The sequence below is a fragment of the Synechococcus sp. MVIR-18-1 genome (assembly GCF_014279835.1).
Taxonomy (GTDB): Bacteria; Cyanobacteriota; Cyanobacteriia; order PCC-6307; family Cyanobiaceae; genus Synechococcus_C.
The window spans coordinates 2,033,044-2,058,770 of record NZ_CP047942.1 but is presented as its reverse complement, the minus strand read 5'-3'; the positions used below and the strand labels follow the sequence as shown (position 1 = coordinate 2,058,770).

27 protein-coding genes, 1 tRNA gene and 1 pseudogene are annotated in these 25,727 nt (G+C 50.0%); 9 read left to right on the top strand and 20 right to left on the bottom strand.

The window, feature by feature from the left end:
• The first annotated feature begins 100 nt into the window (after window positions 1-100).
• From SynMVIR181_RS11170 to msrB, 3 genes are all read left to right on the top strand, one after another.
• A tRNA-Leu gene (locus SynMVIR181_RS11170) sits at window positions 101-182 on the top strand.
• A 29-nt stretch (window positions 183-211) separates the two neighbouring features.
• Window positions 212-1,498 carry a glycosyl transferase gene (locus SynMVIR181_RS11165; protein ID WP_186589285.1) on the top strand — a complete coding sequence of 429 codons (1,287 nt, stop codon included), beginning with the start codon at window positions 212-214 and terminating at the stop codon, window positions 1,496-1,498.
• A gap of 27 nt (window positions 1,499-1,525) precedes the next feature.
• Window positions 1,526-1,954 (top strand): peptide-methionine (R)-S-oxide reductase MsrB, encoded by a 429-nt coding sequence (gene msrB, locus SynMVIR181_RS11160; RefSeq protein WP_186589284.1) that lies wholly within the window; start codon window positions 1,526-1,528, stop codon window positions 1,952-1,954.
• A 20-nt stretch (window positions 1,955-1,974) separates the two neighbouring features.
• Here msrB and SynMVIR181_RS11155 read toward each other — a convergent pair whose 3' ends face one another.
• From SynMVIR181_RS11155 to SynMVIR181_RS11145, 3 genes are all read right to left on the bottom strand, one after another.
• Complete coding sequence (locus SynMVIR181_RS11155; protein ID WP_186589283.1) at window positions 1,975-3,195, bottom strand: PRC-barrel domain-containing protein; 1,221 nt, start codon at window positions 3,193-3,195, stop codon at window positions 1,975-1,977.
• 60 nt (window positions 3,196-3,255) lie between these two features.
• Complete coding sequence (gene smc, locus SynMVIR181_RS11150) at window positions 3,256-6,807, bottom strand: chromosome segregation protein SMC (protein WP_370593848.1); 3,552 nt, start codon at window positions 6,805-6,807, stop codon at window positions 3,256-3,258.
• Between the two features lie 104 nt (window positions 6,808-6,911).
• Window positions 6,912-7,334 (bottom strand): hypothetical protein, encoded by a 423-nt coding sequence (locus tag SynMVIR181_RS11145; RefSeq protein WP_186589281.1) that lies wholly within the window; start codon window positions 7,332-7,334, stop codon window positions 6,912-6,914.
• Between the two features lie 45 nt (window positions 7,335-7,379).
• Between SynMVIR181_RS11145 and SynMVIR181_RS11140 the strand changes: the two genes are divergently transcribed.
• Together SynMVIR181_RS11140 and SynMVIR181_RS11135 are read left to right on the top strand one after the other, a co-directional pair.
• On the top strand, window positions 7,380-7,805 hold the full coding sequence (locus SynMVIR181_RS11140; RefSeq protein WP_186589280.1) for a hypothetical protein: 426 nt from the start codon (window positions 7,380-7,382) through the stop codon (window positions 7,803-7,805).
• Window positions 7,805-8,203: a phage holin family protein gene (locus tag SynMVIR181_RS11135; protein WP_186589279.1), complete on the top strand. Its 399-nt coding sequence runs from the start codon at window positions 7,805-7,807 to the stop codon at window positions 8,201-8,203. Before SynMVIR181_RS11140 ends, SynMVIR181_RS11135 begins: the two co-directional genes overlap by 1 nt.
• Window positions 8,204-8,213: 10 nt before the next feature.
• Here the strand turns inward: SynMVIR181_RS11135 and SynMVIR181_RS11130 are convergent, their stop codons facing one another.
• The 7 genes from SynMVIR181_RS11130 to SynMVIR181_RS13345 form a co-directional block, all read right to left on the bottom strand.
• Complete coding sequence (locus SynMVIR181_RS11130) at window positions 8,214-9,368, bottom strand: class I SAM-dependent RNA methyltransferase (protein ID WP_186589278.1); 1,155 nt, start codon at window positions 9,366-9,368, stop codon at window positions 8,214-8,216.
• Between the two features lie 925 nt (window positions 9,369-10,293).
• A complete protein-coding gene (locus SynMVIR181_RS11120; protein ID WP_186589277.1) occupies window positions 10,294-10,617 on the bottom strand; it encodes a hypothetical protein in 324 nt (107 codons plus the stop codon).
• 161 nt (window positions 10,618-10,778) lie between these two features.
• Window positions 10,779-12,152: a virulence-associated E family protein gene (locus SynMVIR181_RS11115; protein ID WP_222929414.1), complete on the bottom strand. Its 1,374-nt coding sequence runs from the start codon at window positions 12,150-12,152 to the stop codon at window positions 10,779-10,781.
• Window positions 12,152-12,733, bottom strand: a complete 582-nt coding sequence (locus SynMVIR181_RS11110; protein ID WP_186589275.1) for a hypothetical protein — start codon at window positions 12,731-12,733, stop codon at window positions 12,152-12,154. The genes SynMVIR181_RS11115 and SynMVIR181_RS11110 overlap by 1 nt, the downstream gene beginning before the upstream one ends.
• A gap of 3 nt (window positions 12,734-12,736) precedes the next feature.
• Complete coding sequence (locus SynMVIR181_RS11105) at window positions 12,737-12,982, bottom strand: hypothetical protein (RefSeq protein ID WP_186589274.1); 246 nt, start codon at window positions 12,980-12,982, stop codon at window positions 12,737-12,739.
• 516 nt (window positions 12,983-13,498) lie between these two features.
• A complete protein-coding gene (locus SynMVIR181_RS11100) occupies window positions 13,499-13,861 on the bottom strand; it encodes a hypothetical protein (RefSeq protein ID WP_186589273.1) in 363 nt (120 codons plus the stop codon).
• Window positions 13,848-14,294 carry a hypothetical protein gene (locus tag SynMVIR181_RS13345; RefSeq protein ID WP_255444282.1) on the bottom strand — a complete coding sequence of 149 codons (447 nt, stop codon included), beginning with the start codon at window positions 14,292-14,294 and terminating at the stop codon, window positions 13,848-13,850. Before SynMVIR181_RS13345 ends, SynMVIR181_RS11100 begins: the two co-directional genes overlap by 14 nt.
• Before the next feature lie 358 nt (window positions 14,295-14,652).
• Between SynMVIR181_RS13345 and SynMVIR181_RS11090 the strand changes: the two genes are divergently transcribed.
• Window positions 14,653-15,165 (top strand): DUF4912 domain-containing protein, encoded by a 513-nt coding sequence (locus SynMVIR181_RS11090; protein WP_255444281.1) that lies wholly within the window; start codon window positions 14,653-14,655, stop codon window positions 15,163-15,165.
• A 359-nt stretch (window positions 15,166-15,524) separates the two neighbouring features.
• On the opposite strand, the gene SynMVIR181_RS11085 is transcribed toward SynMVIR181_RS11090, so the two are convergent.
• Window positions 15,525-16,619, bottom strand: a complete 1,095-nt coding sequence (locus SynMVIR181_RS11085) for a dienelactone hydrolase family protein (protein WP_186589272.1) — start codon at window positions 16,617-16,619, stop codon at window positions 15,525-15,527.
• Window positions 16,620-17,138: 519 nt separating this feature from the next.
• Here SynMVIR181_RS11085 and SynMVIR181_RS11080 point away from each other — a divergent pair.
• On the top strand, window positions 17,139-18,107 hold the full coding sequence (locus tag SynMVIR181_RS11080) for an AEC family transporter (RefSeq protein WP_255444280.1): 969 nt from the start codon (window positions 17,139-17,141) through the stop codon (window positions 18,105-18,107).
• Between the two features lie 391 nt (window positions 18,108-18,498).
• Here SynMVIR181_RS11080 and SynMVIR181_RS11070 read toward each other — a convergent pair whose 3' ends face one another.
• The 9 genes and pseudogenes from SynMVIR181_RS11070 to SynMVIR181_RS11030 all read right to left on the bottom strand — a co-directional run bounded on the left by SynMVIR181_RS11070 (window position 18,499) and on the right by SynMVIR181_RS11030 (window position 25,047).
• Complete coding sequence (locus SynMVIR181_RS11070) at window positions 18,499-18,750, bottom strand: hypothetical protein (protein WP_186589270.1); 252 nt, start codon at window positions 18,748-18,750, stop codon at window positions 18,499-18,501.
• Between the two features lie 76 nt (window positions 18,751-18,826).
• Window positions 18,827-19,144 (bottom strand): DUF805 domain-containing protein, encoded by a 318-nt coding sequence (locus SynMVIR181_RS11065; RefSeq protein WP_255444279.1) that lies wholly within the window; start codon window positions 19,142-19,144, stop codon window positions 18,827-18,829.
• A 211-nt stretch (window positions 19,145-19,355) separates the two neighbouring features.
• Window positions 19,356-19,643, bottom strand: a complete 288-nt coding sequence (locus tag SynMVIR181_RS11060; protein ID WP_255444278.1) for a tetratricopeptide repeat protein — start codon at window positions 19,641-19,643, stop codon at window positions 19,356-19,358.
• A gap of 74 nt (window positions 19,644-19,717) precedes the next feature.
• Complete coding sequence (locus SynMVIR181_RS11055; protein ID WP_186589268.1) at window positions 19,718-20,188, bottom strand: DUF6636 domain-containing protein; 471 nt, start codon at window positions 20,186-20,188, stop codon at window positions 19,718-19,720.
• Window positions 20,189-20,458: 270 nt separating this feature from the next.
• Complete coding sequence (locus SynMVIR181_RS11050; RefSeq protein ID WP_222929413.1) at window positions 20,459-21,142, bottom strand: hypothetical protein; 684 nt, start codon at window positions 21,140-21,142, stop codon at window positions 20,459-20,461.
• 248 nt (window positions 21,143-21,390) lie between these two features.
• Complete coding sequence (locus tag SynMVIR181_RS11045; protein ID WP_186589266.1) at window positions 21,391-22,419, bottom strand: hypothetical protein; 1,029 nt, start codon at window positions 22,417-22,419, stop codon at window positions 21,391-21,393.
• Between the two features lie 203 nt (window positions 22,420-22,622).
• On the bottom strand, window positions 22,623-23,861 hold the full coding sequence (locus SynMVIR181_RS11040) for a site-specific integrase (RefSeq protein WP_186589265.1): 1,239 nt from the start codon (window positions 23,859-23,861) through the stop codon (window positions 22,623-22,625).
• A 172-nt stretch (window positions 23,862-24,033) separates the two neighbouring features.
• Window positions 24,034-24,276 (bottom strand): annotated as a pseudogene (locus SynMVIR181_RS11035) (transposase); the annotation flags it as partial.
• A 162-nt stretch (window positions 24,277-24,438) separates the two neighbouring features.
• Window positions 24,439-25,047 carry a hypothetical protein gene (locus SynMVIR181_RS11030; protein WP_186589264.1) on the bottom strand — a complete coding sequence of 203 codons (609 nt, stop codon included), beginning with the start codon at window positions 25,045-25,047 and terminating at the stop codon, window positions 24,439-24,441.
• A 274-nt stretch (window positions 25,048-25,321) separates the two neighbouring features.
• On the opposite strand from SynMVIR181_RS11030, the gene SynMVIR181_RS11025 reads away from it, so the two are divergent.
• Both SynMVIR181_RS11025 and SynMVIR181_RS13340 read left to right on the top strand, forming a co-directional pair.
• The gene (locus SynMVIR181_RS11025) at window positions 25,322-25,498 is read left to right on the top strand and encodes a hypothetical protein (RefSeq protein WP_186589263.1); all 177 of its coding nucleotides are present in this window, start codon (window positions 25,322-25,324) and stop codon (window positions 25,496-25,498) included.
• Between the two features lie 47 nt (window positions 25,499-25,545).
• Window positions 25,546-25,671 carry a hypothetical protein gene (locus SynMVIR181_RS13340; protein ID WP_255444277.1) on the top strand — a complete coding sequence of 42 codons (126 nt, stop codon included), beginning with the start codon at window positions 25,546-25,548 and terminating at the stop codon, window positions 25,669-25,671.
• Window positions 25,672-25,727: the final 56 nt, after the last annotated feature.

The window sequence follows — 25,727 nt, the reverse complement described above, 5'->3', positions numbered from 1 at the left end:
TCCGCAGCATCCGAGCCAGCGCGGATCGTATCAGCGGTTGGGACTTTTAGGCCTCTCGGTATACTCATCCATCGACGAGCCATCTCGGCAGCGTCGCCACGCGGATGTGGTGGAATTGGTAGACACGCACGTCTAAGGAGCGTGTGGCTTCGGCCTTGCGAGTTCAAGTCTCGCCATCCGCATCATTCTTTCCCAGCCCCACCGGCACTGAGTGACGTCACACACCAAGGACCAAACCCTGGCTGTTGTGTTTGTCTCCAACGGCCCCGGTGAACTCACGACCTGGGTTCGCCCCCTGGCAGAGCAGCTGCATCGCCGCCTACTGATGCGGCCCAGGGCTCCTGGATCGTTATTGAGCCTGCGGCTCGTTTTGGTCCCCTGTCCCAATGCCACCGGAACAGAAGCCACCGCAGCCTCCCGTTGGGGTTTGTTTGATCGCATCACGCTGGCCCGGCAATTTTGGTTGTTGTTGTTCAGGCCTTCTCGGTTTGGGGTATGGCCAGACCGAGGTGTGGTGGTTTTTTTAGGTGGGGATCAATTTTGGAGTGTGCTGCTATCAGCTCGGCTGGGCTATCGCCACATCACCTACGCCGAATGGGTGGCGCGTTGGCCGCGTTGGAACGATCGAATCGCCGCCATGGCACCAGCGGTGCGGGATCAGCTGCCCAGACGCTTTCGCAGCCGCTGCCGTGTGGTGGGCGACTTGATGGCGGATCTTTCCAGCCATGCAAGAGAAGAGGCCCCACTCCCATCGGGTGAGTGGGTGGCTTTGTTGCCTGGTTCGAAACCGGCCAAACTCAGTGTGGGTGTTCCGTTTTTACTTGAAACCGCCGATCGTTTGGCGGCTCAACGCCCTGGCTGCCGCTTTTTATTGCCGGTGGCACCCACCACCACCGTCGAAGACTTGGAGCGTTACGCCAGTCGCTCGAATCCCATCGCTGCTTGGTATGACACCGATATTGCTTCGATTGAACCGGCTCGATCGGGCGAGGGATTGCGGCGGATCATTACGCGCCATGGCACGGAGATTCACTTGCAGGAAAACCCTCCAGCCCACGGAGCCCTGAGCCAGTGCCAGCTTGCGCTCACCACGGTGGGAGCCAACACGGCTGAACTCGGTGCTCTTGGTGTGCCCATGATCGTGTTGGTGCCCACCCAGCATTTGGGAGTGATGCAGGCTTGGGATGGTTGGCTCGGGCTCCTGGCCCGTTTGCCTGGACTGCGGCGTCTGATCGGTTTGTTGCTCAGCGCCTGGCGTCTCCGCAACCACGGATTGATGGCTTGGCCGAACATCAGCGCAGGTCGCATGGTGGTTCCTGAACGTGTGGGTCCGATCACGCCTGAGCAAATCGCCCTAGAGGCCGAGTCCTGGCTTGCAACCCCGGACAGGCTGCAGGGTCAACGCGATGACTTGCGGGGCCTTCGCGGCGAACCTGGTGCCGTTAGAGCCCTTGCTGAGGAGGTTCAGGGACTCTTGCCTTTGGCTCTTTCCGACTAGTGTCCGCGCCAGTTAAAAAGTTCAGTCATGACGAGTGCGCCAATCGCAGGTGGAGATCGGGTGGAACGCACTCCTGAGGAATGGAAAGAGAAACTCAGCCCAAGCCAGTTTCAAGTGGCGCGTCAGGGCGGTACTGAAGCTGCGTTCACTGGTGCCTATTGGAATCACAAGGAAGACGGCATGTATCACTGCGTCTGTTGCGATGCGCCCCTATTTAGTTCCAGCACAAAATTTGAGTCTGGTACGGGCTGGCCAAGCTTCTGGAATGGTGTGACCGAGGGTGCGATTCGCACCCATGAGGATCGAAGTCATGGGATGGTTCGAACCGAGATTCTCTGCTCGCGTTGTGATGCCCACTTAGGGCATGTGTTCAACGATGGACCTGCACCCACGGGGCAGCGCTACTGCACGAACAGCGCTTCACTCGAGTTCAAAAAAAGCGATTCATTGAGCTGAGGAGAGGATGATCCCTGGTTTTACCAGGGATCATCAAGCGGTTGGCTGTCCTGATCTTGGGGAGAGCGACGTTCGATGGGTTCGACATCCAGTGGTTCGCCGGGGCGTTCGATCGGACGACGTGAAGCCGGTCTTGGACGCTGCTCGATGCGAGGAGCTGCATCCCGTTCCTGATATTGCGCTGATGTGCGCTGGGGCTCTTGGTAGCGGTCTTCGCGCTGAAACGGCTCGGGTTCGCGAAAACGCTCTGGCTCCGGTTCAGGGAACCTGCTGGCTTCGCGGTAAGGCTCATTCAGCGGCTGTCTTTCATCAAATGCCTGATTTTCATCGAACGGTTGCCTTTCATCAAACGGCTGTCGCTCGTTGAATCGCTGGGGCTCGTTGTATCTCTCGGGTTCGCGGTACGGCTCTCGATAGGAGTTGTTTCGCTCCTGCATCGGCGCTTCATCGAGATAGCGACGCTCACGCGTGTTGTCACTACGGCGATCTTCGAGTTCGACGTACTCAAGTTCCCGTTCCGTTTCGAAGCGTTGTGAATCGGAAGCCTCCAGCATCCTGGGTGCCTCTTCCACCGCTTGCCCTGAACTGAGCTGGTTTTCGACAGGGACGATGTTCACCCTGTAACGCTCCCGTTCCTGCTCCTCCCAGCTCGGTCCTCCGACTCCCAGTTTTTCCAGAACGCCGCTGCTCAGTTGTTTGAGTTTGTCTTCGGCGCCCTCGTAAACAATGATTCGGTCGGCTCCACTGCTAACGATTTCATCGACAGGGATTTCCCAGGTGCTCAGTACGCCTTCTCCCAGGAGGGGGACGCCAACAGCTCCCATCACAAGTGTGGTGAGTTCGCCCGTCTCGATGTCGAAGGAAAAACCCAACACGCGGCCGAGTGTTTGCCCGGATTCCGTAATCACTTGGCAGTTGATCACCCGGCTGTATCGGTCTGGGGAAAAGCCCTCGCTGAGCGAGTCTGCGGAATCAACAAGGATCACATCGCCCACCTGGCGAATGCGATCAAGGGGCATCCAACGGGGGAGTCCCGGCAAGAAACGGGTGAGCGGGTTATCTCTCAAGCCGAGGGCCACCACTTCGCGTCGGTCGATATCGACAACCACTTCCCCAACAACACCCAGGCGTCTGCCGGAGTCGCGGGTGATCACTTGGGTCCCCATTAATTCCGAGCGAAGCCACAGCCTGTCGCTGGGGACGGTTGCCAGTGGGTCGTTGGGGGACGGGGACGAGCTCAAACGCAGGCCTCAGCCGAAGCAATTCGACTCATTTTGACGCAAGGCCAGGGAGCCCGTTGTTCAGGCTGCATCGGGTAATCCCACTACTTGGGTATGAGCGCCACGCGCTTGGGTGACACCAATGGTGCGATGTGAGGCGCCAATCATCGGTCGCCTGTGGCTCACGACAAGGAACTGGGCTTGTTCGGCTTGACGAGCAATCAACGCCGCAAGCCGCTCCACATTCACGCCATCGAGGAAGCTGTCCACCTCGTCGAGGGCATAAAACGGTGAGGGGCGGAAGCGCTGAAGAGCAAACAGAAAACTGAGTGCTGTCAGTGACTTTTCCCCACCAGACATCGCCGCCAGGCGGCGCACGGCCTTCCCTTTCGGGTGAGCGACCAGGGTGAGCCCTCCCTCGAGGGGGTCATCCGGATTGTCGAGTTGCAGCTTGCCGTCGCCCTCGGACAGGCTTGCAAAGATCTCTGAGAAATGCCCATCCACGGCTTCAAAGGCTTCCATAAATGCCTCTTGCCTGAGTGTGGCCACCGTTTCAATCCTCAGGAGCAGTTCCTCGCGCTCCTGGCTGAGCACATCCAGGCGTTCTCCTAGGTCACCAAGTCTTTCTTCCAGTGCTGTTAGTTCTTCGAGGGCCAGCATGTTGACCGGTTCAAGAGCTTCCATTCGTTTCAGAAGTTGCTGCAGCTGTTCCTGCAGTGCCGCAAGGCCGGCATTGCGGATCTCCTCTGGGATCTCTGGAAGGGGGTTGGGCAGTGTTGGCTTGAGTTCCTCTAGGCGGATTCCACCGCTGCGCAGTTGCTCTTGAATCGCTTGACGCTCTTCCTGCAAGCGTTCAAGTTCCCAGCGGGCTTGCTGGAGGTTCTGTCGCAGCTCGGCCACTGAAGCCTCTGCTGCATCCCGAGCGCGACGCTCTTCCCCAAATTTGGTTTGGAGGATTTGTTGCTGGCTTTCCAACGTCTGGCGACGTTCTTGCAGCTCCTTTTGTTCGTTACGCCAGCTTTGATGCGCTTCGGCGAGTGCTGTGACGGCTAATTGGAGGGTGTTTTCTTCCTCTTCGATGGCCTGTTGTTGGTCACCGATTCGGGTCTGCGCCAGCTCGCGTTCACGCTGATGCTGAAGGCGATCATCACGATGGCGGCGGGCCTGCTCTAAGGCGGTGTCCGACTGTTCGAGTTCAGTCTGGAGTTGTTGCCAATTCCCGGCATCGGCCTCGGCTTGAACTTTTCGTTCCTCTGTGGAGATTCTTTCGAGTTCTTCCAGTAGAGGGGTGATGGTGGTTTTGAGAACTTGGAGCCGCTGTTCCTGTTCCGTGCGGTTGGCTTGAAGGCTGTGGAGACGCTCACTGCGTTGGCGGCAACGCTCCAGCAGTGGTCCATGGGCTCGCTTGGCTGCTGTTCGCTCCGCATCGAGAGCCGCTTGCCTCTGTTCCAGCTGACGCAGCAGTGGACGTTCGTGCTCAAGAGATTGGAGTAGTCGGCTTTCTTCGCGTCTGCAGGCGACCAGGGTCTCGCCGAGCTCGAGCAGCCGCTGCCGGAGGGGCTCGGCCTCATCGCTATCACTGCTCACTCCGAAACTCATCCCACCGCTGCGCTGGCTGAAGCTTCCACCCGTCATCGCGCCACTTTTTTCGAGCAGTTCACCTTCGAGGGTGACGGCACGGAAACGCCCGAGCTGTTCTCGAGCACTGCCTAAGTCGCTGAACACTTGAGTGTCGCCAAAGACATACCCGAACACGTCGCTGTAGATCGGCTCGTAGCGGATCAATTCCACTGCGCGACCAATGAGGCCGGTGCCAATGCCTCCCTCCGGTCGGCGGCCACGGGCCATCGCCGCGCCACCACCTGCGGCCTGCGAGCGAATTTTGTTGAGGGGTAGAAACGTTAAACGGCCTGCGCGCCTGCTTTTCAGTAGGTCAATGGCACGGGCCGCAATCCTGTCGTCGTCAACGACCACTTGGGCCATGCGTGCGCCGGCCGCGACCTCTAGGGCTAAACGATGACGATCTTCTACTTCGCCAAGTTGGGCGACCGCTCCATGGATGCCATCCAGTCCCGCCTCCAGCAAGAGGCGTAAGGCTCCCGTGCCGCGTGTTTCCTGCAAGGCCTCGCGTCGACTCTCTAAACGGGCGATTTCCCGTTCCAGGCGGGTCTGCTCCTCTTCAAGCCTGGTGCGGGTGCGTTGTTGAATCGCAACGGCTTCAGCGCGTTCTTGCAGCTGTTCTTTGCCGCTTCGAAGGCTTTCCAGCAGCGATTGCCACTCCTGCTCCAGTTGTTCCAGCTGGTCTTGGACTTCACGGTCTTCGGCACCGGCTTCGTCCCGTTCCAGCTGCAGCTCGGATTGACGGGCTTCGTCCTGACGCAAACGCTCTTGTAATTGCTGTTGCTCCTCCTGAAGAGGCGTGAGCGTGGTCTGCAGGTCTGAGCGGCGTGCTGCCCGTTGGCGTTGCTCATCGAGCCAGGCTCCAGATCGTCCCGCGACATCGCCGAGGCGCCTGCGCGAGATTTCAACGGCAGCTTCGGCGTCGCGGCAGGCTTGCTCGGCGGCCTGGAGCACCTCTGGGTTGTTGGCTTGCTTAAGGCCTTCGCTATCTGCTTGAAGTTGGTGACGGCGGGAGGTGAGGTTGTGGCGCAGCCCTTGTAAGCGTTCTCCTTCTTGCTGATGTTGCGTGGCTTGACGTTCGAGCGCGCGATTCTGGGGATCGAGGCCGGCCAATTCAGCCTGAACGCTGAGCAGTTGGTCTTCGCCTAGAGCTTTGACGCTCTCCTGAAGGGTTTGCAGGCGTGCTGCTTCTGCAGACAGGGTTGCTTCCTTCTCGGTGATCGTCGCGCTGTCGCGGATCTCCTTTTCGCTGAGGTGTTGTTGGCGGGCTTTGAGCTGCTTCAGCTCCGCTTCCGCTGCTTCGAAGGCCAGCACCAGCTCTTGCTGCCTGCCACGCTGCACTTGATCACGTAGGTCCTGATAGGCCCGTGCTTTCGCGCAGTCCTTTTCAAGACGTTGGCGCGCGGCGAGTAGTTCTTGTTCAACGATGCGGCAGCGATCTTGCCGCTCTTGCACATCGTCGAGCTTGCGGCGGCTTTGTTCGATTCGGGTGTCGAAGAGTGCCACACCCGCCAGCTCGTCAATCAGGCCGCGGCGATCCCGATTGCTCATCGAGACAATCCGAGTCACGTCGCCTTGCATCACGACATTGCTGCCTTCCGGATCGATGCGTAATCGGCGCAGCTGGGTTTGCAGCTGCTGCAGGTTGCACGGCTCCCCGTCTGAGCTGTATGTGCTGCTGTACGAGCCTCCAGGCATCACGCGCAGCTTGCGAGTCACCGTCCATTCATTGGCATCAGCCTGAATCCAGGGACCGTCCTCAGGGGGTTCAATCCCCTCCTCTGCTGCATCTGGCTGCCAGTCGCTCAGATCAAAACGCACGCTAACGGTGGTCTCAGCTGATTTTCCAGCTTTGAGCATGCCGCTGTTGACCAGATCGGGTAAGCGATCAGCACGCATCCCACGGCTATTGGCCAGGCCTAGGCAAAACAAGACGCCGTCGAGAATATTGCTCTTTCCAGACCCATTGGGACCGGTCACGACAGTGAAACCGGTCTCGAGGGGGATGGTCATCGCCCCACCGAAGGACTTGAAGTGGGTCAGTCCGACCTGATTGATATGGACCAACAGGTGATACAGCTGTCAGCGACTCAAAACTAGCGAAGCCTCTGAAAAGCTCAAGTGCTTTGTGCTGGAGCGTTATGAGCCGATGCGTGCAGCCGGCATCTTCCATCGGCCAGTTCGAGGGTTAATGGGTCGGGGAAGTGGAGGGCGGCAGTGCCGCGTAGATCAACCTTGATCAGCTCGTTTGGGTCATCGGGCAAGACCCCTTGAAAAGCGCCTCCCACAATGCGACGTCCCCAGCCGCGTCCTCCAGAGACAGCCGCTGAGGTTCGTTCAAGCCAGATCAGCCGGTGCCTTGGTAAGGGGATGGCCTGGAGGCTGGGGCCGTTTGGAAGGGGAACACTGCTCAGACGCCAGGTGCGGCAGCTTTCGCCATCTTCCAGGAGTAAATCCACATGCCGGCATGCCGGATCATCTGGAGCATTCGTGTGTTCCAGGAATAGATATCGAGACAGTTGCTTAGTTATGGGTGTCATCTTCTAGACACCATCTCTAGGCTGAGGAAGGCGTTACCCCTACCCATGGACTCAGCTCCATCCCAAGAAGAAGACAAGGATTTTGCGCAACGGTTTCGGGATCATTTTGAGACTCTCGTTCCTGAAATCCAGCGTCGTTGGCCCGAGGTGACGCATCAAGCCTTAGAGGCCACCCGGGGCAGCTTTGATGAGGTTGTGCACTTGATTGCCTCCCAAGGCGATCGTGCGGTGCAAACCGTGCAGCAACAGCTGGAAGATCTGATGCATCATCCCGGTGAGAGCGTGCGCAGTTTTGCCGACACCCTCGAACCCCTTGAAGAGCAACTCGAGCAGCTGCTTGATGATCTCAATTCCACCTTGCGACCCAAGATTGAGCGTCCCGTGCGGAAGCGGCCGCTGTTGTCGTTGGCCATCGCTGCTGGGGTCGGCGTACTTGTCGGTGCCCTGCTTATGGGAGGTCGTCGTTCCTGATGAGTGAACTTCCAGGATCTCAAGAGAGCCGCCCAAGGGGCCTCGGCGCTGCGGCTCGAGTGACAGCGCTAGCCGGTTCGGTGATGGACCTGCATGTGCGTATTGCTCTGCAAGAAGTTAGTCGCGAGAAGCGTCGCCTGATTGGCGGCGGTGTGTTTTTGGCCATGGGCGGAACCTTGATGCTGCTGGCTCTTGTGGCTGCTGAAACGGCTTTTGTTGTTTGGTCGTTGACCGCTTTCAGTTGGACGTTGCTGCAGTCGTTGCTCACCCTTGCTGTTTTGAATGTGGTGGTTGCTGGAGCGAGCTTGCGGATTGGAGGACAGCTGGCGAAGGGCCCCTATTTGCCCCAGACCCTTGAAGGTTTGTCCAAAACCACCCGTGCCGTAATGGGTCGTTGATCGGTCTCGGCTAACGCACTTGGTAATGGAGCCAACGGCAATCGAGTCCACCGTTGTTGATGGGGATGCGTCGCGATGCTCTCATCCGGAGGGCTCCCGTGACGCCGGCATTTCCGCTGAGCAGCCAGAAATCCCATCCTGAGGCTTGGGTTTTCACCATTGCTCCGAGATCTCCGTAGAGCGCCTCGAGATCCTGATCGGCTCCGATGCGTAAGCCATAGGGAGGATTGCAAACAATCGTTCCCGGTCCTTCTGGAAGTTGGAGATCTCTGAAATCTCCCGTTTGGATGGAGATCAAGTGGGAAAGGCCAGCGGCCTCTGCGTTGTTGCGAGCCTGTTTGGCGATCGATGGATCCTGCTCGCAGCCAATGATCATGGGCTGGAATTGACCTTGCTCTTGGCGCGTGCGTGCGCGTTCTTTTTCCTCTCTCCAGAGGTCGTCATCAAAATCAGCCCAGCCTTCAAGGGCAAAGCTGCGGTTCAGCCCAGGGGCATGCCCCGCAGCCATTGATGCCGCTTCGATCAGCAGGGTCCCTGAACCACAGAGGGGATCCACGAGTGGAGTGGTTCCTGTCCATCCGCTTAGGCGGATCAAACCAGCAGCGAGATTCTCTTTTAGTGGAGCATCCCCCATTTCTGCGCGATAGCCGCGGCGGTGGAGACTGCCGCCCGATCCATCGAGACTCAGCACCCCACCCTCTCGATCGAGATGCACATGCAGGCAAACATCGGGTTCTTCCAGATCGATCGAGGACCTTTGCCCCCAGATGTCGCGTTGTCGATCAACGATCGCGTTTTTGACCTGAAGTGCGGAGTAGTGGCTGTGATTGAGGCCGGGAGCCGTTCCGGTGACGTCCACTCGGAAACTCATTGAGGGATGCAGCCAGCGTTCCCAGTTCAGTCCTTCCTGAATCCCTGAATACAGCGATTCGCGGCCATCGCATGGAAAACGAGCTACTTCCCGGAGCAATCGAAAAGGAAGACGGCATTGCAAATGAAGTCGATACAAACAAGCCATATCGGCCTCGAATGAGACGGCCCTACGCAGCGGTTTCACTGCTTTCGCTCCTAAGCCAAGAAGCTCAGTGACTCCAGCTTCCTCTAAGCCTTGAGGTAGTACGGAGACGCCTTTAATGCGCTCAGATTTTGCTTGCTTTTTGTTCACTACTACGTCTCGACTTATACCTACTGATTGACACAGTATCTGAGCCTAAGTCTCTTGTCTTGGTTGTAAGCCCAGAGAGCCTCCGGTACATGCACTCGCCTTGATAAAAGCGGTGGCGAAATTGCAGAGAAGTTACTGTTTGATTTATTAAATGTATCTATCAAAATAATGATCTTGTTGATGGTTTCTTGACTGTTTTACCTTCTTTAATATCAAGAAAACTGCATGGAGTGGGTATCTGAAATCTGGCTTTTGGTTGGTATCAATATTTTGTTTTTCTGAATAATTACCCTGCTTACTTGCTGCGTCGCAGGAGCACTGGTGTTTTTTCTCTTCAGGAGGCGACGTCTGTCGGTCTTGATGCCAGAATGATTAGGTCCGTTCTTGAACGGACTAGGTGGTCCACACCGGTGTTTCGGACAGCGGTTCGATTCCGCTCAGCTCCATTCTCCCTTCGGGGCTGCAATGGTTTCGACGGGGCATAAGGAGGGTGACTGAAGCCTGCTCGGTAAGAGCAAATTCCGTAACTGCGAACAACATCGTACGTTTCTCCCGTCAGACAGCCCCTGTTGCTGCCTGACCCTATTAAGGGAGATGGGGTGAAGTCAGCCTTATCACCCAAGTGACTCGTGGGGGTGGAATGCCCCCTTAAACCATTCCAGGACAGCGGATCTCAAGGGTCCGCTTTTTTGTTGTTTAGGGTCCGCGTGACAAATTCGTGACAACAGGACTTTCTCCTGCCTCTGCGTGACAAACGAGCCTCTTGCTCCTATCTCCTCAATGGAGGTATCCAGATGCCCGCTTATTGAGAATTTGACTTCGATCAGCAGCATTCGAGGGGGGATCGCCATGCCCTCGTCTGAATTGCTGCTCTGACTTGTGAGTGCGGAGAGAGTCGCCTTCTCTATGCGTTGTTGCTGTGCAACTACCCGCGTCCCAGGCCAACAAGCTCGTCAAGCAACCTGATTGCTCCAATTGCGTTGTTCTCCCGTCCTGCTGCGACTGCATCAGATGCGATTTGTTCGAGCATCTGAATCTTTGCTGCAAGTAGATCAGCGCGGTCAACGTCATCTAGGTCTGATTTGACGAGGTCTCGTGCTTCACGGATGTATCTCGTGGCTTGATCTCCTGAGAGCCCCCAATCGTCCCGCACATGGTTGATCAGCTGACGTTGAGATAGCCCTTTGACAAGTAAGTCAGCTAGCTCTTCGACACGCCTTAACTTCTCTTTTTTGGTGCATTTAGCCATGCATACATTATGGCGGGTGACCAAAGTGACCAGCCGACCAATCTCTTTCTGAAACTTTTGCGTATCCGGTCAATCCTCTTCTTTTGATGCTCTATCTATTTCTCTTGAAATTGTTTGGTCAGTTTGGTCACTAATAGTGAGATGCCATTCACGAGCTTGTTTTATAGATGACCAACCTGCTGACCAACCCCCTGACCAATGTCATTCTTGTGGGTTGGGTTGGTCGTTTTTTGCCAGAAGCGGCCTCTGAATCCGTTGATGGTTTCCTTGTTTATAGGTTTTGACCAACCGAGTTTGGTCAGGACATTGGTCACTTCCTGCTGGTCAGCACGCTTGATATTTCCTTCGGTTCTGCAGCCTGACTGGATGAGAGCTTCATCACTGGTGAAACGAGTTGGTGAGCTGGGCAAAGACAGCCAGCGTTCAATTAGCCCTTCGAATGGGGAGCTGATTTCATAATCTCCGCAGCGTCGGTTGGATTCCAATTGTTGTTCTGTATTGAGCATGGGTAGATCCCCTTGGCGGTATGCGAGCAAGGCAGCCTTCCAGATCTGGTTACGGTCTCGAACCACAGCTTCAATATCAATTGATTCACCGTCTTTAAAACTTTGAGGGCATTCGATGACTAGGAATCGACGGTGCCCTGTTTCATCCCGAAGGAAGGCATCGCCATTGACCGAGGAAACAAAGATGCTGTTGCGTTCTTTTTCTTCGGTTGCCTTCCCGTAGGGAATACGGATGTGATCGCTTGAGGTAGTGATTAGGTTTTTGAGCTGCCCGACTTCACGTTTGGTTGTCACGTTCTCAAGCTCCGCTAGCTCGAAGATCCAGGTTGAGTGAACGTTCAATAGCAGGTCTTTGTCGGAGTCAGGGACACTGGAGCAATACCACTTTGGAGAGGCCAAAACTTTCCAGAAGGTTGATTTACGGATTCCTTGATCCCCTTTGAGGACAGCAACTACGTCGTACTGACAGCCAGGGTCTAGTCGTCGGTGAACAGCACCAAGAAGTGCCACGCGGAGTATGTCGTCATAGAGCGGATCATCTGTACCTAGATAGGAGCTGCTTAGGCTTTTGAGGCAGGCGGGCTGTATAGTTTCGTCCCGTTCAAGGTGTTCTAGGTAATCGCGGATGGGATCAAATCGATTGTGATATGCATTAGTGAGCAGCGCATCGTTGCATTGCTTCTCTTGAACCTTGTGTCCATCCTGTTGGGCTCGGACATATAGGAGGCTCGTTTCATCTACTGGAAGTGAGGTTCCTTCGTATTCCATTAGTCCTGTGAGGTCGTTGAAGCGGAGCTTCTTTCCGAGTCGATCAGCAACGAAATTCGCCCAACTTCCTGCTGTATGGTTTTTTTCTTCTCCATTTTTGTTTCTCGGGTTATCAGGTGGTGAGAGGTCTGTAAGTAGTACAGGTAAACCTTTATGGGGTCGTTCGATAGCTCCGAGATCGACAAGTGATTTGCTGCCATTCAGAACTGCAAGGCGCTCTTCTTTGGTTAGACGGTTTGCATCAAATTTTTCGACGGACATCAGATGATCTCCCCGAGGTAGTGATTGCGAAAGTGGCGCAGGTCGTCGACTTGATAACCCAGGTTGCGGATACAAGCGTTGAACCGGTCTCTGTGGCGACTCCGAAGATCATGGTTCTCACTCCAGATCGACTGGATCAAATCTGAGAGTTCTTGTCCTGTTTGATGCGCTGTTTCAATTGCATCGATGCCTTCTTTGAGTTCTTGAGGGCTAAGGGAATGAAAATCCATGACATTCCAGGCCAGGTCGAACTCATCAAAGAAGCGTTCTATGGCAATTGAAGCCACTTCAGCTTTCGCTTGTTGCTCTTGCTGTCGTCCTGTTCGTGTCGCTTTTTGGGGCTTTTGTCTTTTGGGTTGGTGAGGCTTGAAGACATGTGCTGAACCGGAGTGCCCTGCACCGGTTTTAACCAGTGCCCATGAACGCCCTTCGATGTTGACGACCTCTCCAATCCTGAGGGCTGGGTTCGGCCCGCCGCTTTCACCTGAATGGCAAAGGATTACTTCGTCGTTGAATCTGCAATCGCCATCTTTTGTCCTGCCGCAACTTGGACAGGGGGTTTGTTTTCCTGAGGAAAGCATTGTTCATGCCCCCCTCATCGTTTCGATAGATGCAGGATCTACACGAGTGAAGCTGCTGAATGCTTCATCGGTTGGCCCTGGAAACCAGCGGACGGGAGCTGCGGTTGTGACCCCTTGAAATCGATAGTGAGTACCAAGTTCAAATGGACTAATTGCTTGCTTACGAATTTTCAGCAGCAATTTTTCGGAGATGCCAAGCGCCTTTGCCATATCGGCGGTGCTTAACGTCTCGCGGACGCTTGTAGACATGTCGATCACCGGATAGAAAAACCGGCTGTTTGTCGCTACCGCTTGTTTCTTAATCGTTTAAGCCAGGCTTGCTCACGTTGGCGATAAGCCCGCATAACAGCCTTAGGCATCGTGACGATTACACAGTTGCAACCTTCAGGAATATCCGTTTTGAAGCCCTTTGATTCCTCTTCATCAAGCATTTGCTGAACAACCTGAACGGAATACTCAGCAGATTGTGGAAGACGAAGGCTTCGTGGAGAAAGTCGATTTGGACGGGTCAAGGCCAACGCAAAGAAACAGCGACAGCGGCAAACCCCAACTCGGTTCCACATCAGGGTGCCACCCCTGCAGGCCCGACATCGCGCCTGATGGAGCGACATGGAATGGAGGACTAGATACCTAGTGGTCCATTCATCGGTTGTTCATATTCTAGCGAGTCCTTTCATGTCAGGGCACCACCGATAGTTGTGCTTTTGATGATGTTGCCCTACATGTAGAACATTCCTAAATCATCTACCGGAAGAACTTTTCTTGTTATTGAGTGTGCTCAACCCAAAATGCCAATAGTTGCTCGTAAGAAGGAGCGAGTGGAGCCTGATGACTGATCAGGAACTGAATGATGTCGGCTTTACGTTTGACTTTGCTCCTATTTGGAAGAGCCATGCGTGTGGCAATGGCTTTGAGTTCAGTCACTCTCAGACTCTGAAACTGCTCCTCTATCGCTGGAGGTAAAGCTCTAAACGCCTGTGGGGCAAATGATTTGGCATCTGTAGTTTCTCTTAGAGCTGCTAATGCTTGTGATTGATGATCAATATGCTGACCAATGCGCTTGGCCAGTTTTTGATCAAGGTCGTTCGCTTCTTGAACAGTGTTCCTTAGCCCCTCAGCTATCGACACGGGATGCCTCCAAAGCCTTGGCTTTTTTCACTTCTTTTGCTTGCTGGGTGGCAAGACGGAAGGTTTGAATAAATGCTCGAACCGCTTCAACCAAGGCTGATCCAGAGAAAAGGCCCCAGGCACCATTCTGTTCGAACGCGTTTTCCAGGGTGCTACCAGCTTTCTCCAACTCGCCGATTACATCGGCATACCCAAGAAGAATTTTGTTTAGCTCTGCCTTTTGTTGGAGAGTTAAAGCCATATCTTTGCTGAATTGCTGCAACTCACCTTGCAGCTCCGCAATATGAGTTCGCTGGCGTTCTACGATCCCCTTGTACTGACCACGTGCACGATTTAGATATTGGGCTTCATCGAACAGTTGGTTGTAGAGCCGGAGAGTCTCTCTGCCCGGCTGTTGTGGGTAGCGGTTTCGAGTAATAGCAATAGGTGGCATTTAAGGGATCTACTTTTGTTGACCTCTTCACCATCGCTGAAACGAATTGAATCCGAATCCCCCATCCGGGTGGTCTTCGCTGCTGAGTTGTCCCCCAAAGGAGTGAGTCAATTAAAAACCCCGCTCGTGGCGGGGGCGGAATATCCAAAATTCTGACTTTCTTTCTCATGTAATTCAAATTTTACTAAGAGTGCATGAATTGTTTTCCTGAAATACTATTCCAGGCCTAATATTAAAGTGATGCATGCATCAATGTCAGTAAATCAAATAACGGCGCATCCCCATAAGTGTATCTCTCGATACACGCGTTAAGCTATTAAAAGATTGCAACAATGGATTCACTGTCTGTCCTAAGAATATGCAAAATGAAACTTTCTTTGCAATGAAAAAGTTGTTTTCTAAGATGCGATTGCTGCTGAAGGCTCCTTTTAGGAAGATTGTAGCGAAAGACTCCTCTAATTTTGAATGCAGTATTCTTTCTGGGGAGATCAACTGTACTTGGAAGATCAGGAGAGACACAAAGGACTTAATAGACAGACAATATAATTCAGCTCTATTCTTAAGAATGCGAGACATCTCTGGAGACGGTACAAGTGCTTCATTATCAGTAGAAACAACAACTAGGCAAAACAATACCAAGATCAATCTCCCCACTGATGGAGGAAAAGTATTAGTGGAGCTGGGCTATAAGACTGATGGAGGCGAATTCATTACTCTAGAATATAAAATATATGACTTTGGAGTCAAAAAAGACGAAACCCGTAAATACTCTGATTGGTTTGAAGTAGAATCAGAAGGCATTCACCAAGAAATGTATGAAATAGCAAGTAGAAGTAGATTAATTGGTGGCTCAGAAGAGCACCTGGTTTGAATGAATGAGGCTTCTTCTTATTCTAATAGCTTCATCCAGTTTTTGGGTACAATTTCAATCTGAATGGTTTAACTTTTAGAAAAGAACTGAATACTGAGCCTCGTGAGGCTTGATGATCACCTTTTATACCTGGCATCTCCTTTATGTATTACCCGCTAAAATAAAAAAACCCACTCACGAAGGGGCTGGGCCTTTAGCCGTGACCACCCTTGAGAAGTTGAAGCAGGTAAGGGCATTTAGTCGTATCAGAGATTAAGTCAGAGCTATTCCAGCTGATGATCAAAGACACTGATGCTACAATTAAATGCTTAATCAAAGCCTCTAACAGAAACTTTTAAAATACATTAAACATCCAGTTATTAGTTTGACCTCAAAACTTTCAAGATACGTGAATCTGATGAAGACTGTTCAAGAGTGGATTGTCCTTTCTTTACGTCAAGATTTAGAAACTGATTTAAAAAGGCTACTGAGTACTCCATTGTGGGAATATCCGAATATGATCGACTTGGACGATTAAAGTTAAGACCATATTCGCTTCGCGCCCACTCAGCAAAGCTTTGCATTTTATCTCCATGATCTATTCCTGCAATTGAAAGATGACTGACTTGGCTTACATTCATTAAAATTAGATCTTTTGAGTTTTTAAGTATCGCCATAGAGCCACCATTCCATGTTGGATTAGATTGTGGTCCAAATAATAGAGGAATGATAGGCGACAGCTTTTTAGTGAAGATACCCTGAGTATCGCTTAACTGTACTTCTCCTGAGCAAGGGCAGAGCGCATCTGTCATTGAACAAAAAATTAATATAGGGGCATTTGAATCATTGACAATTGAACTTGGTGTTGGGTGTACACCATTCCAAGGAGCAATCGCCACAACGGCTTTGACAATGTTTGATTGCTGCTTTCCAAGTTCAGAGGCGACATCGATAACCATGCCTCCCCCCATGCTGTGGCCCATAAGAGCAATTCGATCTGAATCAACATCAAAACGTCCAATGAGATAGTTTAAATTGGAACGAATATCGTCAGCCATCAACGAAAAGTCGGCGGCATTATGAAATTTCAGTCGTAGTTGGAAGAAATTTCCTAGTGTGGCTAATGGATGATTTACATTCATTACCCCGCAATCCCCTTGCTTTTGATTTGCGATCACCATAAATCCCCAACTCGCTAAACGAGATAACGAGGATGAATATTTTTCCGCCGGTCCACATATTCCGTGAGCAAATACCACTCCAGGCCAATTCTTTCTACTCTCATCAGAATCTGATGGTTTAAATAACAAACCCTGCCCTTCGACTATTGAAACTGAAACAGAAAAAGGACCAGTCCCAGTGTAGCTAGTCTGATCCGCTAAGGCTTCGGGGATACCCCTAGGATTCAATAAAGTTGCAAATAAAGCTAATAGGCTTAGAGTCAGATGCTTTGACAGATTTGATCGAAGCTTCATGCTTTGCCTGCAGTATTGCTTGATCTTAACTTGACAATATGTCTGCCAAGGTATTTAGAATGTTAAAAATTGACATTTGCAGCTAAATCATAAGCAACCATTATTTTGAAATTCCACAAGTAGCAATACTAAGGCTGCTATTTTGTGTATTTTAGCATTAAATTTTAGCATTGCTGCATCTTTACACGCAATACAAATCCCACTCACGAAGGGGCTGGTAAAGTATACATCGAGCACGACAAATGCATATTATTAGAGGTTAAATATTTACCTAAATTGGCAGCAGCTGCATGAAGTCTTTGGTCATAACAAAACTTGAAGTAGTACTGTGATGTTGCTCACACGGCTCGTATACGCTCTCGCCAGCACACTAACAATCAAATCAATAATCGCATCACTGCTAAAGCAATAAGCTGAATCATCTAAACTTTTATATAGCTCTTCAAAAGGATACATGAACATATCCTCGAAATGACTTAACTTTCATCCATAATAATGTGTACGTGAATTAGAAAAGCTATGACAGTCTCATTGACGATAATCCTGCCAATCTTCATGATCATTGCCACTGGCTTTTTCTTTGCACGAATAAAGATTATCGATGCAAGCTCTGGTGCTCAACTAATGAAGTATGTCTTCTACTGTGCAGCACCCTTTACAGTATATTATGCGTTAACTGGCAATAGTTCTGCGGGTTTTTTTTATTGGCCATTTTGGATCGCTTATCCCGTCTGCTATCTTGTTATTATAATTGGAAGTTATTTTGTATTTAGATTTTTAAGAAGAAGAGAAACAGGTATTAGTCTTGCATTGGGGTTTTGCGCAAGTCTCGGAAATACAGTCCTTGTTGCGTACCCAATACTAATTGGAATTACTGGAGCAAGGGCTGCCGTCCCGATGGCAATTTCGGTTATCGTTGTGAATATTATTTTTATGCCATCTTGGATTCTTCTGCTGGAATTTGAGCGCGCTCGAAATATCAAGAATGAGTATAAATATCAAAATAATGTTTTCAAAAAAGCAACAAAAGCAACCTTACTAAATCCAATCGTTATCGCAACCTTTATTGGTATTTTGGCTAGATCTGTAGGCATTGAATCAAATCAAGTTGTCACCAAATTCCTCATTTATATCTCAGGGAGCCTTGTTCCGGTAGCCCTTTTTGCTGTTGGCCTGAGTATGAGCGAATTAAAAGTAAAGTCATTTAACTTAGACGTTTTAATGGTTGTAATTACCAAGTTAGCAGTCGCTCCTATCGTAGCTATTATTATCAGCAAAATATTCGCTCTCAATGATTTTTATTCTGTTACTCTTGTAATATTCATGTCCATTCCGCTGGCAAAGTCTATTTATGTTGTCGCAGGAAAATGTAATATTTTTGACCAGGAAACTGCGCAAGTAATTTCCTATTCTACGGCTTTATCTGTATTCACTATTCCAGTCTGGATACATATTTCGCATATGCTTTGGCCGGCAGCATTTGCATGAATCCTCAATCTTCATATTTTCACTAATTCCAGTCATATCACCTTTAACAGAGAAGTCCGATTTACAATTTATTTTTCATTGATATTAAACTAATAATTATCACCGGCAGCCAGGACTGGAAGGGCTCAAGAAATAAGAGCAATTACGGTTAAGAGTTTCAAGGTTGGTCATGCTGTGATGAGGTCATACCTCCTGGACCTCATCATCATCTCTCAAACAGAACGAATCCGAATTCCCCATCCGAGTGGTCTTCGCTGCTCGCCTATCCCCCGATTGGGTATTTAGTTAGGCGGTGTGCAGCGTTGCCAACCGATCTTCTGCAGATTGATCCACATCTTGATGCCTAGGTGCCTGAGCATCCTTTGCTGCCTGATGGGTTTCCCAAGGCGTGCTAACGGCTGAACTCTTCTAATACCGCAAGGAACTCTGATTCCTCGGGTGGATCATCAAACCGTGTGGCGCATTGCACGCAGAACCTGATCCAGGTGTCGGCTGGGGTACCGCCTGCAGCGATCACTAATGAATAGGCATTCTCAAAAACCGCCCCGTCTTGCAGCATCTCTCCAATGCATTGATACAGCTCATCCATCCCGTCTAGTTGAGGGTCAGCAAATACAGCGCGGATCTCTTCTTTAGATGCCATTGATCACTCTTACTGTTTTACAGGTCAGACACTTTCTTTAGTCCATAATGCCCACTAGGTTGGCACATCAAAACAATTAACCAGATGAAACCAATGAAAGGGACAAGGCTAATAAAATCCACGTCCATTTTTTGCCAATATCACGAAGGCGACGAACCACAATCGATTGATTGGGGAAAGCGCTTGCGATTACATAAATAAGTAATAGATTAAAAAGGATCTGTAGTTCCTCGATATCTACAGAGAAAATGGCAGCAGCACATATCAGCACATAACCCCCGAATATGGCAATGAAGTTGATGAGATTGAACCACCCATACTCGGCTCTTGTTGCCTTGCCGCCGTAGGTGAATGACTTTCTCCAAGCAGTGGTGAATGCTTCAATCGGTCCCAAGGCTCGATGCAATAACTTCAATCTTTGTCAACCTGCTGTTTCAGCTGCTGAAGCAAATGCTTTTGCAGTGGTTTGTTGGGACTCCCAGCGGTAAGCCCTGGCATGAGCTTCTAGGTTGTGGCCCATAGCTGCACAGATCGCACCTAGTTCGATTTTTTGACGATGACAGCGCAGGCTGAATGTGTCTCTGAAGCTGTACGCCCGAAGCCATTCACCACGGTCTTCGCAAGCTTGCTTGAGTTGGTTCCATTCCGGTTGTCGTTTCAGGAAGGTGCGGATTAATATTTATTGCCTTATTATAATCAACAATTGCTCCTTGATGATCTCCTGAATCATACTTGGCAAGACCACGATTGTAGTAGGCAAGAGCATCCTGAGGATTAATCTCTATTGCCTTATTCCAATCAGCAATTGCACCTTGATAATTGCCTACCTCGTATTTCTCTACTCCTTGATTGAAATACTGAGTTGCCAATGGGTTCGCGTTTGCAATAACCAACGGAGATCCAAGAGCAAGCACAGACAGTGCAGCAGCAATGGCAGTAGTCCTGCGAGACATAGAAGACAACATACTTATCTAGGCACTGGCTTATTGAGGACATAGAACTCACGGTTTAAATGCAGTAAACCACCACTCGTATTCGTGCATGTAAGCCCGATCTTTTCGGAGATGCAGGTAATTGTCCCGTCTTCGGGACGGTCTGCAAAGGTTAACTTACTTCCATATTGCAAAACAGGACCTGCACTTCCAACCAATGTATCTGAACTCCCTATGGCTTCTGCAGGGCCATTACCAGGAATCATAAATCTATTGCCGTGAGAACCATTCTGATCTCCTTGAATCCACTCCTTCCAGGCATGATGGGCAACATCACATGAGACAGATAAGGGTATTTTGGTCGAAAAGTCATGCCTCCTAACACACCAAATATTTTTAGATGGTGTGGTGAAAAATTCATAGTCATTGTCTGCAAAAGCAGGCATGGCAGAAATACATATTGAAGCTGTAGCAAGTGCTGTGAATAGTTTCATTGGGTAGATCATGACTTAGCTTGAGTATCTCAAGCCTGGAGATAGTTATTCAGGCGGTAAAAAGGCTATGCCCGCTCAGGTGGTGAGCTAACAGTTCGGTCGTCTTAATTATTGTTCAATGCCGCACGATAGTCAGTTTTTTTCGTCTGTCACGGCTAATGGCAACTACTCTGCTCGATGTTGAGCGCGAAAAATTGCATAAGTGATTCAGGACAAAGGGCTTTGGAATAGAGACTAAGACTTAATGCTGATTCAAGGGATGCTTTTGTGACGATATACAAGTTAATTACATGTCCAGATCCCATCAGTGTATTTAATTCCTGATCCTTGATCGGAGCAGCCCTTTTTAATCGAAGCCGGATCGAATTGAGTCTTTTGATTTACTTCTTTTTTGTCACTGCAATACCAGCCTGCACCTAAAGAACCCTTGTTAGTAAAGCCGGGAGTACTGGAGCAACCTTTATGGATATAAGCCTTCTCAAGGCATTCCCAGCTTTTACTATTAGCTACATAGCCAACGTAGTTCTTGTCGCTTGTGCAGCCCTTGCGGATATTGCATTTATCAAAACTAGTATTTGTATTGACAACTTTTCCGTCTTTGCAATACCAGCCAGCTCCCATACTGTTTTTGTTATCACTGCTGTATCCAGCACCAGCCGTGCAGTTTGGATGTATAAAGCATGGGTCGTAATTCCCATCAACAGATGAAGAGTCAGAGCTATCGTTGCTTGAGTCAGAGTTATTGTTGCTTGAGTCAGAGTTATTGTTGCTTGAGTCAGAGTTATTGTTGCTTGAGTCAGAATTATAATTATCCGAGCTTGAGTCAGAATTTCCGTCATTAATTTCAAGTTCAGGCTTTCCTCCCCCAAGTTTCAAATCAATTCCGATTTCAGCAGAAGCCTTTGGGATTGAGGAAAGACTTAAAACACTAAGAGCCAAGCACGCTGTTAAATTAATTGCTCGCATTATGCTAATTAGACTTTAATAATGATTCACGTATTGTACATTTATCCAATAAAGAAAACCGTGTTAACTCATGGTTTGAAACAATGTATATTCGCTAACCAATCAAATAAAGCGATTGTTGGTTTTAAAAGTTTTTGACAAATCAGTGAAGGAGAGCTTGGAGGAGAGTGATTTACTCTAATTGTAGAATTTATTCAATTATTTCTTTCACGAGCGATAAACAAATCTTTGTCGTCTGCTTCTTCTTTCTACCAAGGGCTTCCGTATGGCTCTAGTGTCCATTGGCCTAATGATTTCATCGTCATACTGTTGTTGTCTAAGGTATAACCTCTAACGTCAAGATATTTATTTCCATTGTCTGTTCTTAGATTCATCCAATAAAGATTCATTTGTGGAGGCCAGTAAGGCCCCCTTTCGCTATCTGGTGTATTAGAAGAAGCTCCACTTTCGTTGTCCCAATAGCACTTGACGCCGGGAGTATTGGTTTGCGTAAACAAGCCATTAGTCGCATCTCCTTCACCTTCAGTGGCTCCTCCTCTGCCGATTCCTGTGCATACCCAAGGGAATGTCATCATATATAGAACATTTTTATTTTCAGCATTAGGAAATGGATTTTGTACCGAGCGAACTGCATTTTCTGCACGTTGAGACCATTTCCCTGTAGCTGCTGATCGAAACTTGTCTATATCGAATTGTTTGCCCCATTGCCAAATTCCTGCTTCGTAATTCTCGTAAATATGGCCAGTACCTGGATGCTTGAACTTGCATTGTCTGCGGTTGGAGTTTTTATCGGTTGTATGCGAAGCCACTTGGTTGACCGTTATTCCACCTTGGCACCAAACCTTTGATTGATCTTTTGCATACCCGTAAAAACGCTCCAAAAATAAAACATCGCCTAAGCAATCTGGCATGATTCCGGCTCCATCGCAGCCGTGAAATACCCAATAACTAGTGTCTTTAGTGCCATCACCCTTGTTGTACATCCAAGCCTGAGATTGATATGGCCCACCAGCTACATCTTTGACTGTATCTGACGTGCAAAAACTATTTTTATATCCTCCGAGCCCATTTGCATTATTAAATGACCAAGGCTTGTAGGCAAATGGCGTGCAACTCATTTGATCAAGAGCGTTCCCTGCGGTGCTACCGCCGCCGCACCAAGCCTGCTTTCCCTCGTTGTTGCAGTATTCAGCATGAGCTGGTGCAGCCAGTGAAATCGCTCCAGCTCCACATGCAAATAAGATAATGCTCAATAGCTTTTGAAGCTTAATTGTCATCTAACGCTTTCCGTTAATTAAGTCATACCATGAATCATGGCTATCTGGCTCAAGAATGTGCTATTTGTTTATATTTATTGGACCATTTTGGGCTGTAAGTCTCCGGCGAAGGTCTGTTACATCATTCTTAAAACGATTACTCGCCTTCCCTAGTTCTTCCTTCTCAGAAGCCTGCTCGATATATCGAATGGCTTGTATACGATTTATCTTTGCCAACTTGCTGGTTCAGCTGCTGAAGCAAATGCCTTTGCTGTGGTTTGTTGGGATTCCCAGCGGTAAGCCCTGGCATGAGCTTCAAGGTTGTGGCCCATAGCGGCGCAGATCGCACCTAGTTCGATTTTTTGACGATGGCAGCGCAGGCTGAATGTGTCCCTGAAGCTGTACGCCCGAAGCCATTCACCACGCTCTTCGCATATTTGTTTGAGTTGGTTCCATTCCAGTTGTCGTTTCAGGAAGGTTTCGACGTAGTGGCCATCCAGTTTTCGTGGTTCACCATCATTTCCCAGCGGTAACTCAAGAAGCCCAGCGTGCATTTGCTCGATGACAGTCCATTTGATTGGCGAGCCATCGCTGTCTTGCAGCCAGCAAGGCTCCAGTTGGCGTTGGTCTGTTTGGCTCCCTCCGCAGGTTTTCTCATAACTGCACCAGAGCCCGAGGCTTCCGTCCTCTCTTGTATTTGGAGAGAGGTATTGCAGCTCAATCGGACGCAATCCAAATAGGGTCAGAATCCGCAGCACGTTCGCCCAACGGGGATTCCGATTGGCTATGCCGTCGATCAGGAACTGAAGCTCGGTGTCGGAGAGCGTTGCCTTACGGCGTTTCCTGGCTGGTTTGCCTCGAAGTTCCTTGATGTCTAGTGATGTGATCTGCCAAGACTTGGCTGCTCCAAATCGCGATATGGCGTGATCGCTCAGGTTGCGCAATGCGATGCAACAAGCCGCTCTTGATGGTGCTTTCCCCGCCCACTTGCTCAAGGTGTTTTTAAGGAGAGTGTGGCCATCAGTGGCGTCCCCTGAATTGATAAGACGCAGTGCCTCGTTGATATATGGCTCGTAGTTGTCACTCCAGGTTTTGGCCAGAATTTCGTTTCGATGGTTCATTAGAACGTCGCGTAGACCCTCAGCCACTTCTTCCCAATTCACGCCTATGCGCATGGTGGTGCTGTTGCTCTGGGCTATCGCGATTGCAGCAGCAAGCGAATCAGTACTTCCTTCTAGAAGAGCCTTGGCTGCACGGTTAATCAGCAGCGTTGCTCTATTGACATTGCCTTGCTCCCAAAGAAGTGGCAGACGTGCGGCTTGAGCCTTCCCCTCAGAGGGACGAAATCGAACCTGCATTTTCCCGCCCGCATTGCTGACGGTCCAGTTTTCGAGGCCAGGCGTAGTGCGTATGGATGAACGGAAATTAGCTTCCCAGGGTGAGCCCACATTGGTTTTTGGCATGGGTCACTTCTGACTTACCCGTGACAAAAGCGTGACATAAGCGTGACAACAGGTCAATGTAGGTCCGTATAAGTCTTGATAGAGCGTAGTACTAGCAATGAGTTTCGGCGATAGCCTGTGATATGTCGCTCGTATCACCCAAGTGACTCGTGGGGGTGGAATGCCCCCTTAAACCATTCCAGTGCATCAGCTTTGGCAGCTGTGATGCATCATCGGGACGCAGAAGCAGATGCAGGTGATTAGCCATCAGACACACCGCATACAAGCGATGAGGCACCTTCTGCTTGGCCTTAGCGAGCACAGCTAACAGAACATCACGTCTCAATCCTTTGGCAATCAGAAACTGACGGCTATTGCATCTGAGTGTGATGTGAAATGAATGACCTGCTGGAAGCTTGCGTTGAGTACGTCCCATTCCATAAACGATCAGGTTCGCTGATTGTGGCTATCAATCTCCCGACTGAATATTCACTAGCCCCGCCACGAGCGGGGTTTTTCAGTGCAAAGGGGAATGCTTTAAGCAGTTGCCCTTACCCAATGAAATGACCCTCGACACTCAGATGAGCTTGGCTCTACTTCAGGAGCTGCGGATGGTCGCGCTTAGAGGACGATGTTTCGCAAATCGAATAGGAATCATGAGCAACGTGAAGACTAGGAAGGGGAGATAAAACCAAAAAGGTCCCTCCTTTACATGTTTTAAATAAGTAAATAAGAACACCGTCCATATCCAATGACTTCCAACGTAATGAAGCCGTTTCCAGCTCTTCATGCCCATCCAGTGCTGGGCCTGATTGGTGGACGTTAAAGCCATAAGAAACACAAACATATAGGCAAGACCACCAAACAACCATTGTCCCAATGACTGTTCTCTCAAAAATGGATCTGGAAACAATAAGGATATTGAGATGATGAGTCCAAGATGAATGAAATGGGAGGCGGCGAAACTTAAACCAATCCAACGCCTATTCCGTAGGGACCAACGGGTAATAGAAGAAGCCCAAAGACTTTCAAGGCTTGATGCTGTGAAGGCAATCGCAAAAAGGATCAGGGAACTTCGTCCAGTGGCATCAATCGCATGCTTAATAGCTACGGCATTCCACCCCGCCAATGTGAAGTAGAGGGTTAGGAAAATTAAAATGAATGACGTGACTAAGGCTGTAATTCGCCAACCATGAAGATTCCTCATTGCTAATCGAAAGGACTATCTTGACTCCTGCAACAGGTAAACTTACGAAAACTAAATTTTTAGAAATATTTGCTTCTCTTCTGTTTCGGCTTTTGCTAGTCGATCATCCTGACTGAATATTCAGTAGCCCTACTAGCGGTACGAATCGAATAATTGCTGCACAGCTGAGCTGTCCTATCTATTCAGCGTGTCTGTCAATGAAAGCGGTAGCACCCACTGGTCTTTCGATGACAAAAAGGGATTCCGGTGGCACTGTGGCTTTTTGCGTGTGCTCATGGCTTTAATTCCTCGTTGGCAGTACATGTCTGAGAAGAGCAAGGCCATCGTTAAAAGCGTTGCTGGTTCGGCAGCTGTGCTCTTAATCGGATTGGTGCTCCTCCGAGCCTTTTTCGGGTGGATTGTTCTTGCCGTGATCATTTGGGCAGGCTGGAAGGTCCTCAACCGCAAGTAACCGGGTTCGAGATCCCCAAGGGAGATGGCCTGAGCCAGACTGACGAGATGAAACCTCTATTGCGACTCATCAACCGACTAACAGGCAAAACGCAAAAACCACCGCTTCATACGCCGGAGGAATTGGAGTGCTTCAAAAGGGACGCCATTGAAAACCGTGGCAAGCACTACTGATGCAGGGCGCATTTGAATTAGGGCTGTTTGCCTTGCTTTTTCTCGGCCTTCAGGTT

What these genes read in the sequence shown, in the direction of transcription:
- msrB (WP_186589284.1), top strand. Translation starts at nt 1,526, where the DNA reads ATGACGAGTGCGCCAATCGCAGGTGGAGATCGGGTGGAACGCACTCCT.
- smc (WP_370593848.1), bottom strand. Translation starts at nt 6,807, where the DNA reads ATGACCATCCCCCTCGAGACCGGTTTCACTGTCGTGACCGGTCCCAAT.
- SynMVIR181_RS11145 (WP_186589281.1), bottom strand. Translation starts at nt 7,334, where the DNA reads ATGACACCCATAACTAAGCAACTGTCTCGATATCTATTCCTGGAACAC.
- SynMVIR181_RS11140 (WP_186589280.1), top strand. Translation starts at nt 7,380, where the DNA reads ATGGACTCAGCTCCATCCCAAGAAGAAGACAAGGATTTTGCGCAACGG.
- SynMVIR181_RS11135 (WP_186589279.1), top strand. Translation starts at nt 7,805, where the DNA reads ATGAGTGAACTTCCAGGATCTCAAGAGAGCCGCCCAAGGGGCCTCGGC.
- SynMVIR181_RS11120 (WP_186589277.1), bottom strand. Translation starts at nt 10,617, where the DNA reads ATGGCTAAATGCACCAAAAAAGAGAAGTTAAGGCGTGTCGAAGAGCTA.
- SynMVIR181_RS11115 (WP_222929414.1), bottom strand. Translation starts at nt 12,152, where the DNA reads ATGTCCGTCGAAAAATTTGATGCAAACCGTCTAACCAAAGAAGAGCGC.
- SynMVIR181_RS11110 (WP_186589275.1), bottom strand. Translation starts at nt 12,733, where the DNA reads ATGCTTTCCTCAGGAAAACAAACCCCCTGTCCAAGTTGCGGCAGGACA.
- SynMVIR181_RS11105 (WP_186589274.1), bottom strand. Translation starts at nt 12,982, where the DNA reads ATGTCTACAAGCGTCCGCGAGACGTTAAGCACCGCCGATATGGCAAAG.
- SynMVIR181_RS13345 (WP_255444282.1), bottom strand. Translation starts at nt 14,294, where the DNA reads ATGCCACCTATTGCTATTACTCGAAACCGCTACCCACAACAGCCGGGC.
- SynMVIR181_RS11090 (WP_255444281.1), top strand. Translation starts at nt 14,653, where the DNA reads ATGCAAAATGAAACTTTCTTTGCAATGAAAAAGTTGTTTTCTAAGATG.
- SynMVIR181_RS11085 (WP_186589272.1), bottom strand. Translation starts at nt 16,619, where the DNA reads ATGAAGCTTCGATCAAATCTGTCAAAGCATCTGACTCTAAGCCTATTA.
- SynMVIR181_RS11080 (WP_255444280.1), top strand. Translation starts at nt 17,139, where the DNA reads ATGACAGTCTCATTGACGATAATCCTGCCAATCTTCATGATCATTGCC.
- SynMVIR181_RS11070 (WP_186589270.1), bottom strand. Translation starts at nt 18,750, where the DNA reads ATGGCATCTAAAGAAGAGATCCGCGCTGTATTTGCTGACCCTCAACTA.
- SynMVIR181_RS11055 (WP_186589268.1), bottom strand. Translation starts at nt 20,188, where the DNA reads ATGATCTACCCAATGAAACTATTCACAGCACTTGCTACAGCTTCAATA.
- SynMVIR181_RS11050 (WP_222929413.1), bottom strand. Translation starts at nt 21,142, where the DNA reads ATGCGAGCAATTAATTTAACAGCGTGCTTGGCTCTTAGTGTTTTAAGT.
- SynMVIR181_RS11045 (WP_186589266.1), bottom strand. Translation starts at nt 22,419, where the DNA reads ATGACAATTAAGCTTCAAAAGCTATTGAGCATTATCTTATTTGCATGT.
- SynMVIR181_RS11040 (WP_186589265.1), bottom strand. Translation starts at nt 23,861, where the DNA reads ATGCCAAAAACCAATGTGGGCTCACCCTGGGAAGCTAATTTCCGTTCA.
- SynMVIR181_RS11030 (WP_186589264.1), bottom strand. Translation starts at nt 25,047, where the DNA reads ATGAGGAATCTTCATGGTTGGCGAATTACAGCCTTAGTCACGTCATTC.
- SynMVIR181_RS11025 (WP_186589263.1), top strand. Translation starts at nt 25,322, where the DNA reads ATGGCTTTAATTCCTCGTTGGCAGTACATGTCTGAGAAGAGCAAGGCC.
- SynMVIR181_RS13340 (WP_255444277.1), top strand. Translation starts at nt 25,546, where the DNA reads ATGAAACCTCTATTGCGACTCATCAACCGACTAACAGGCAAAACGCAA.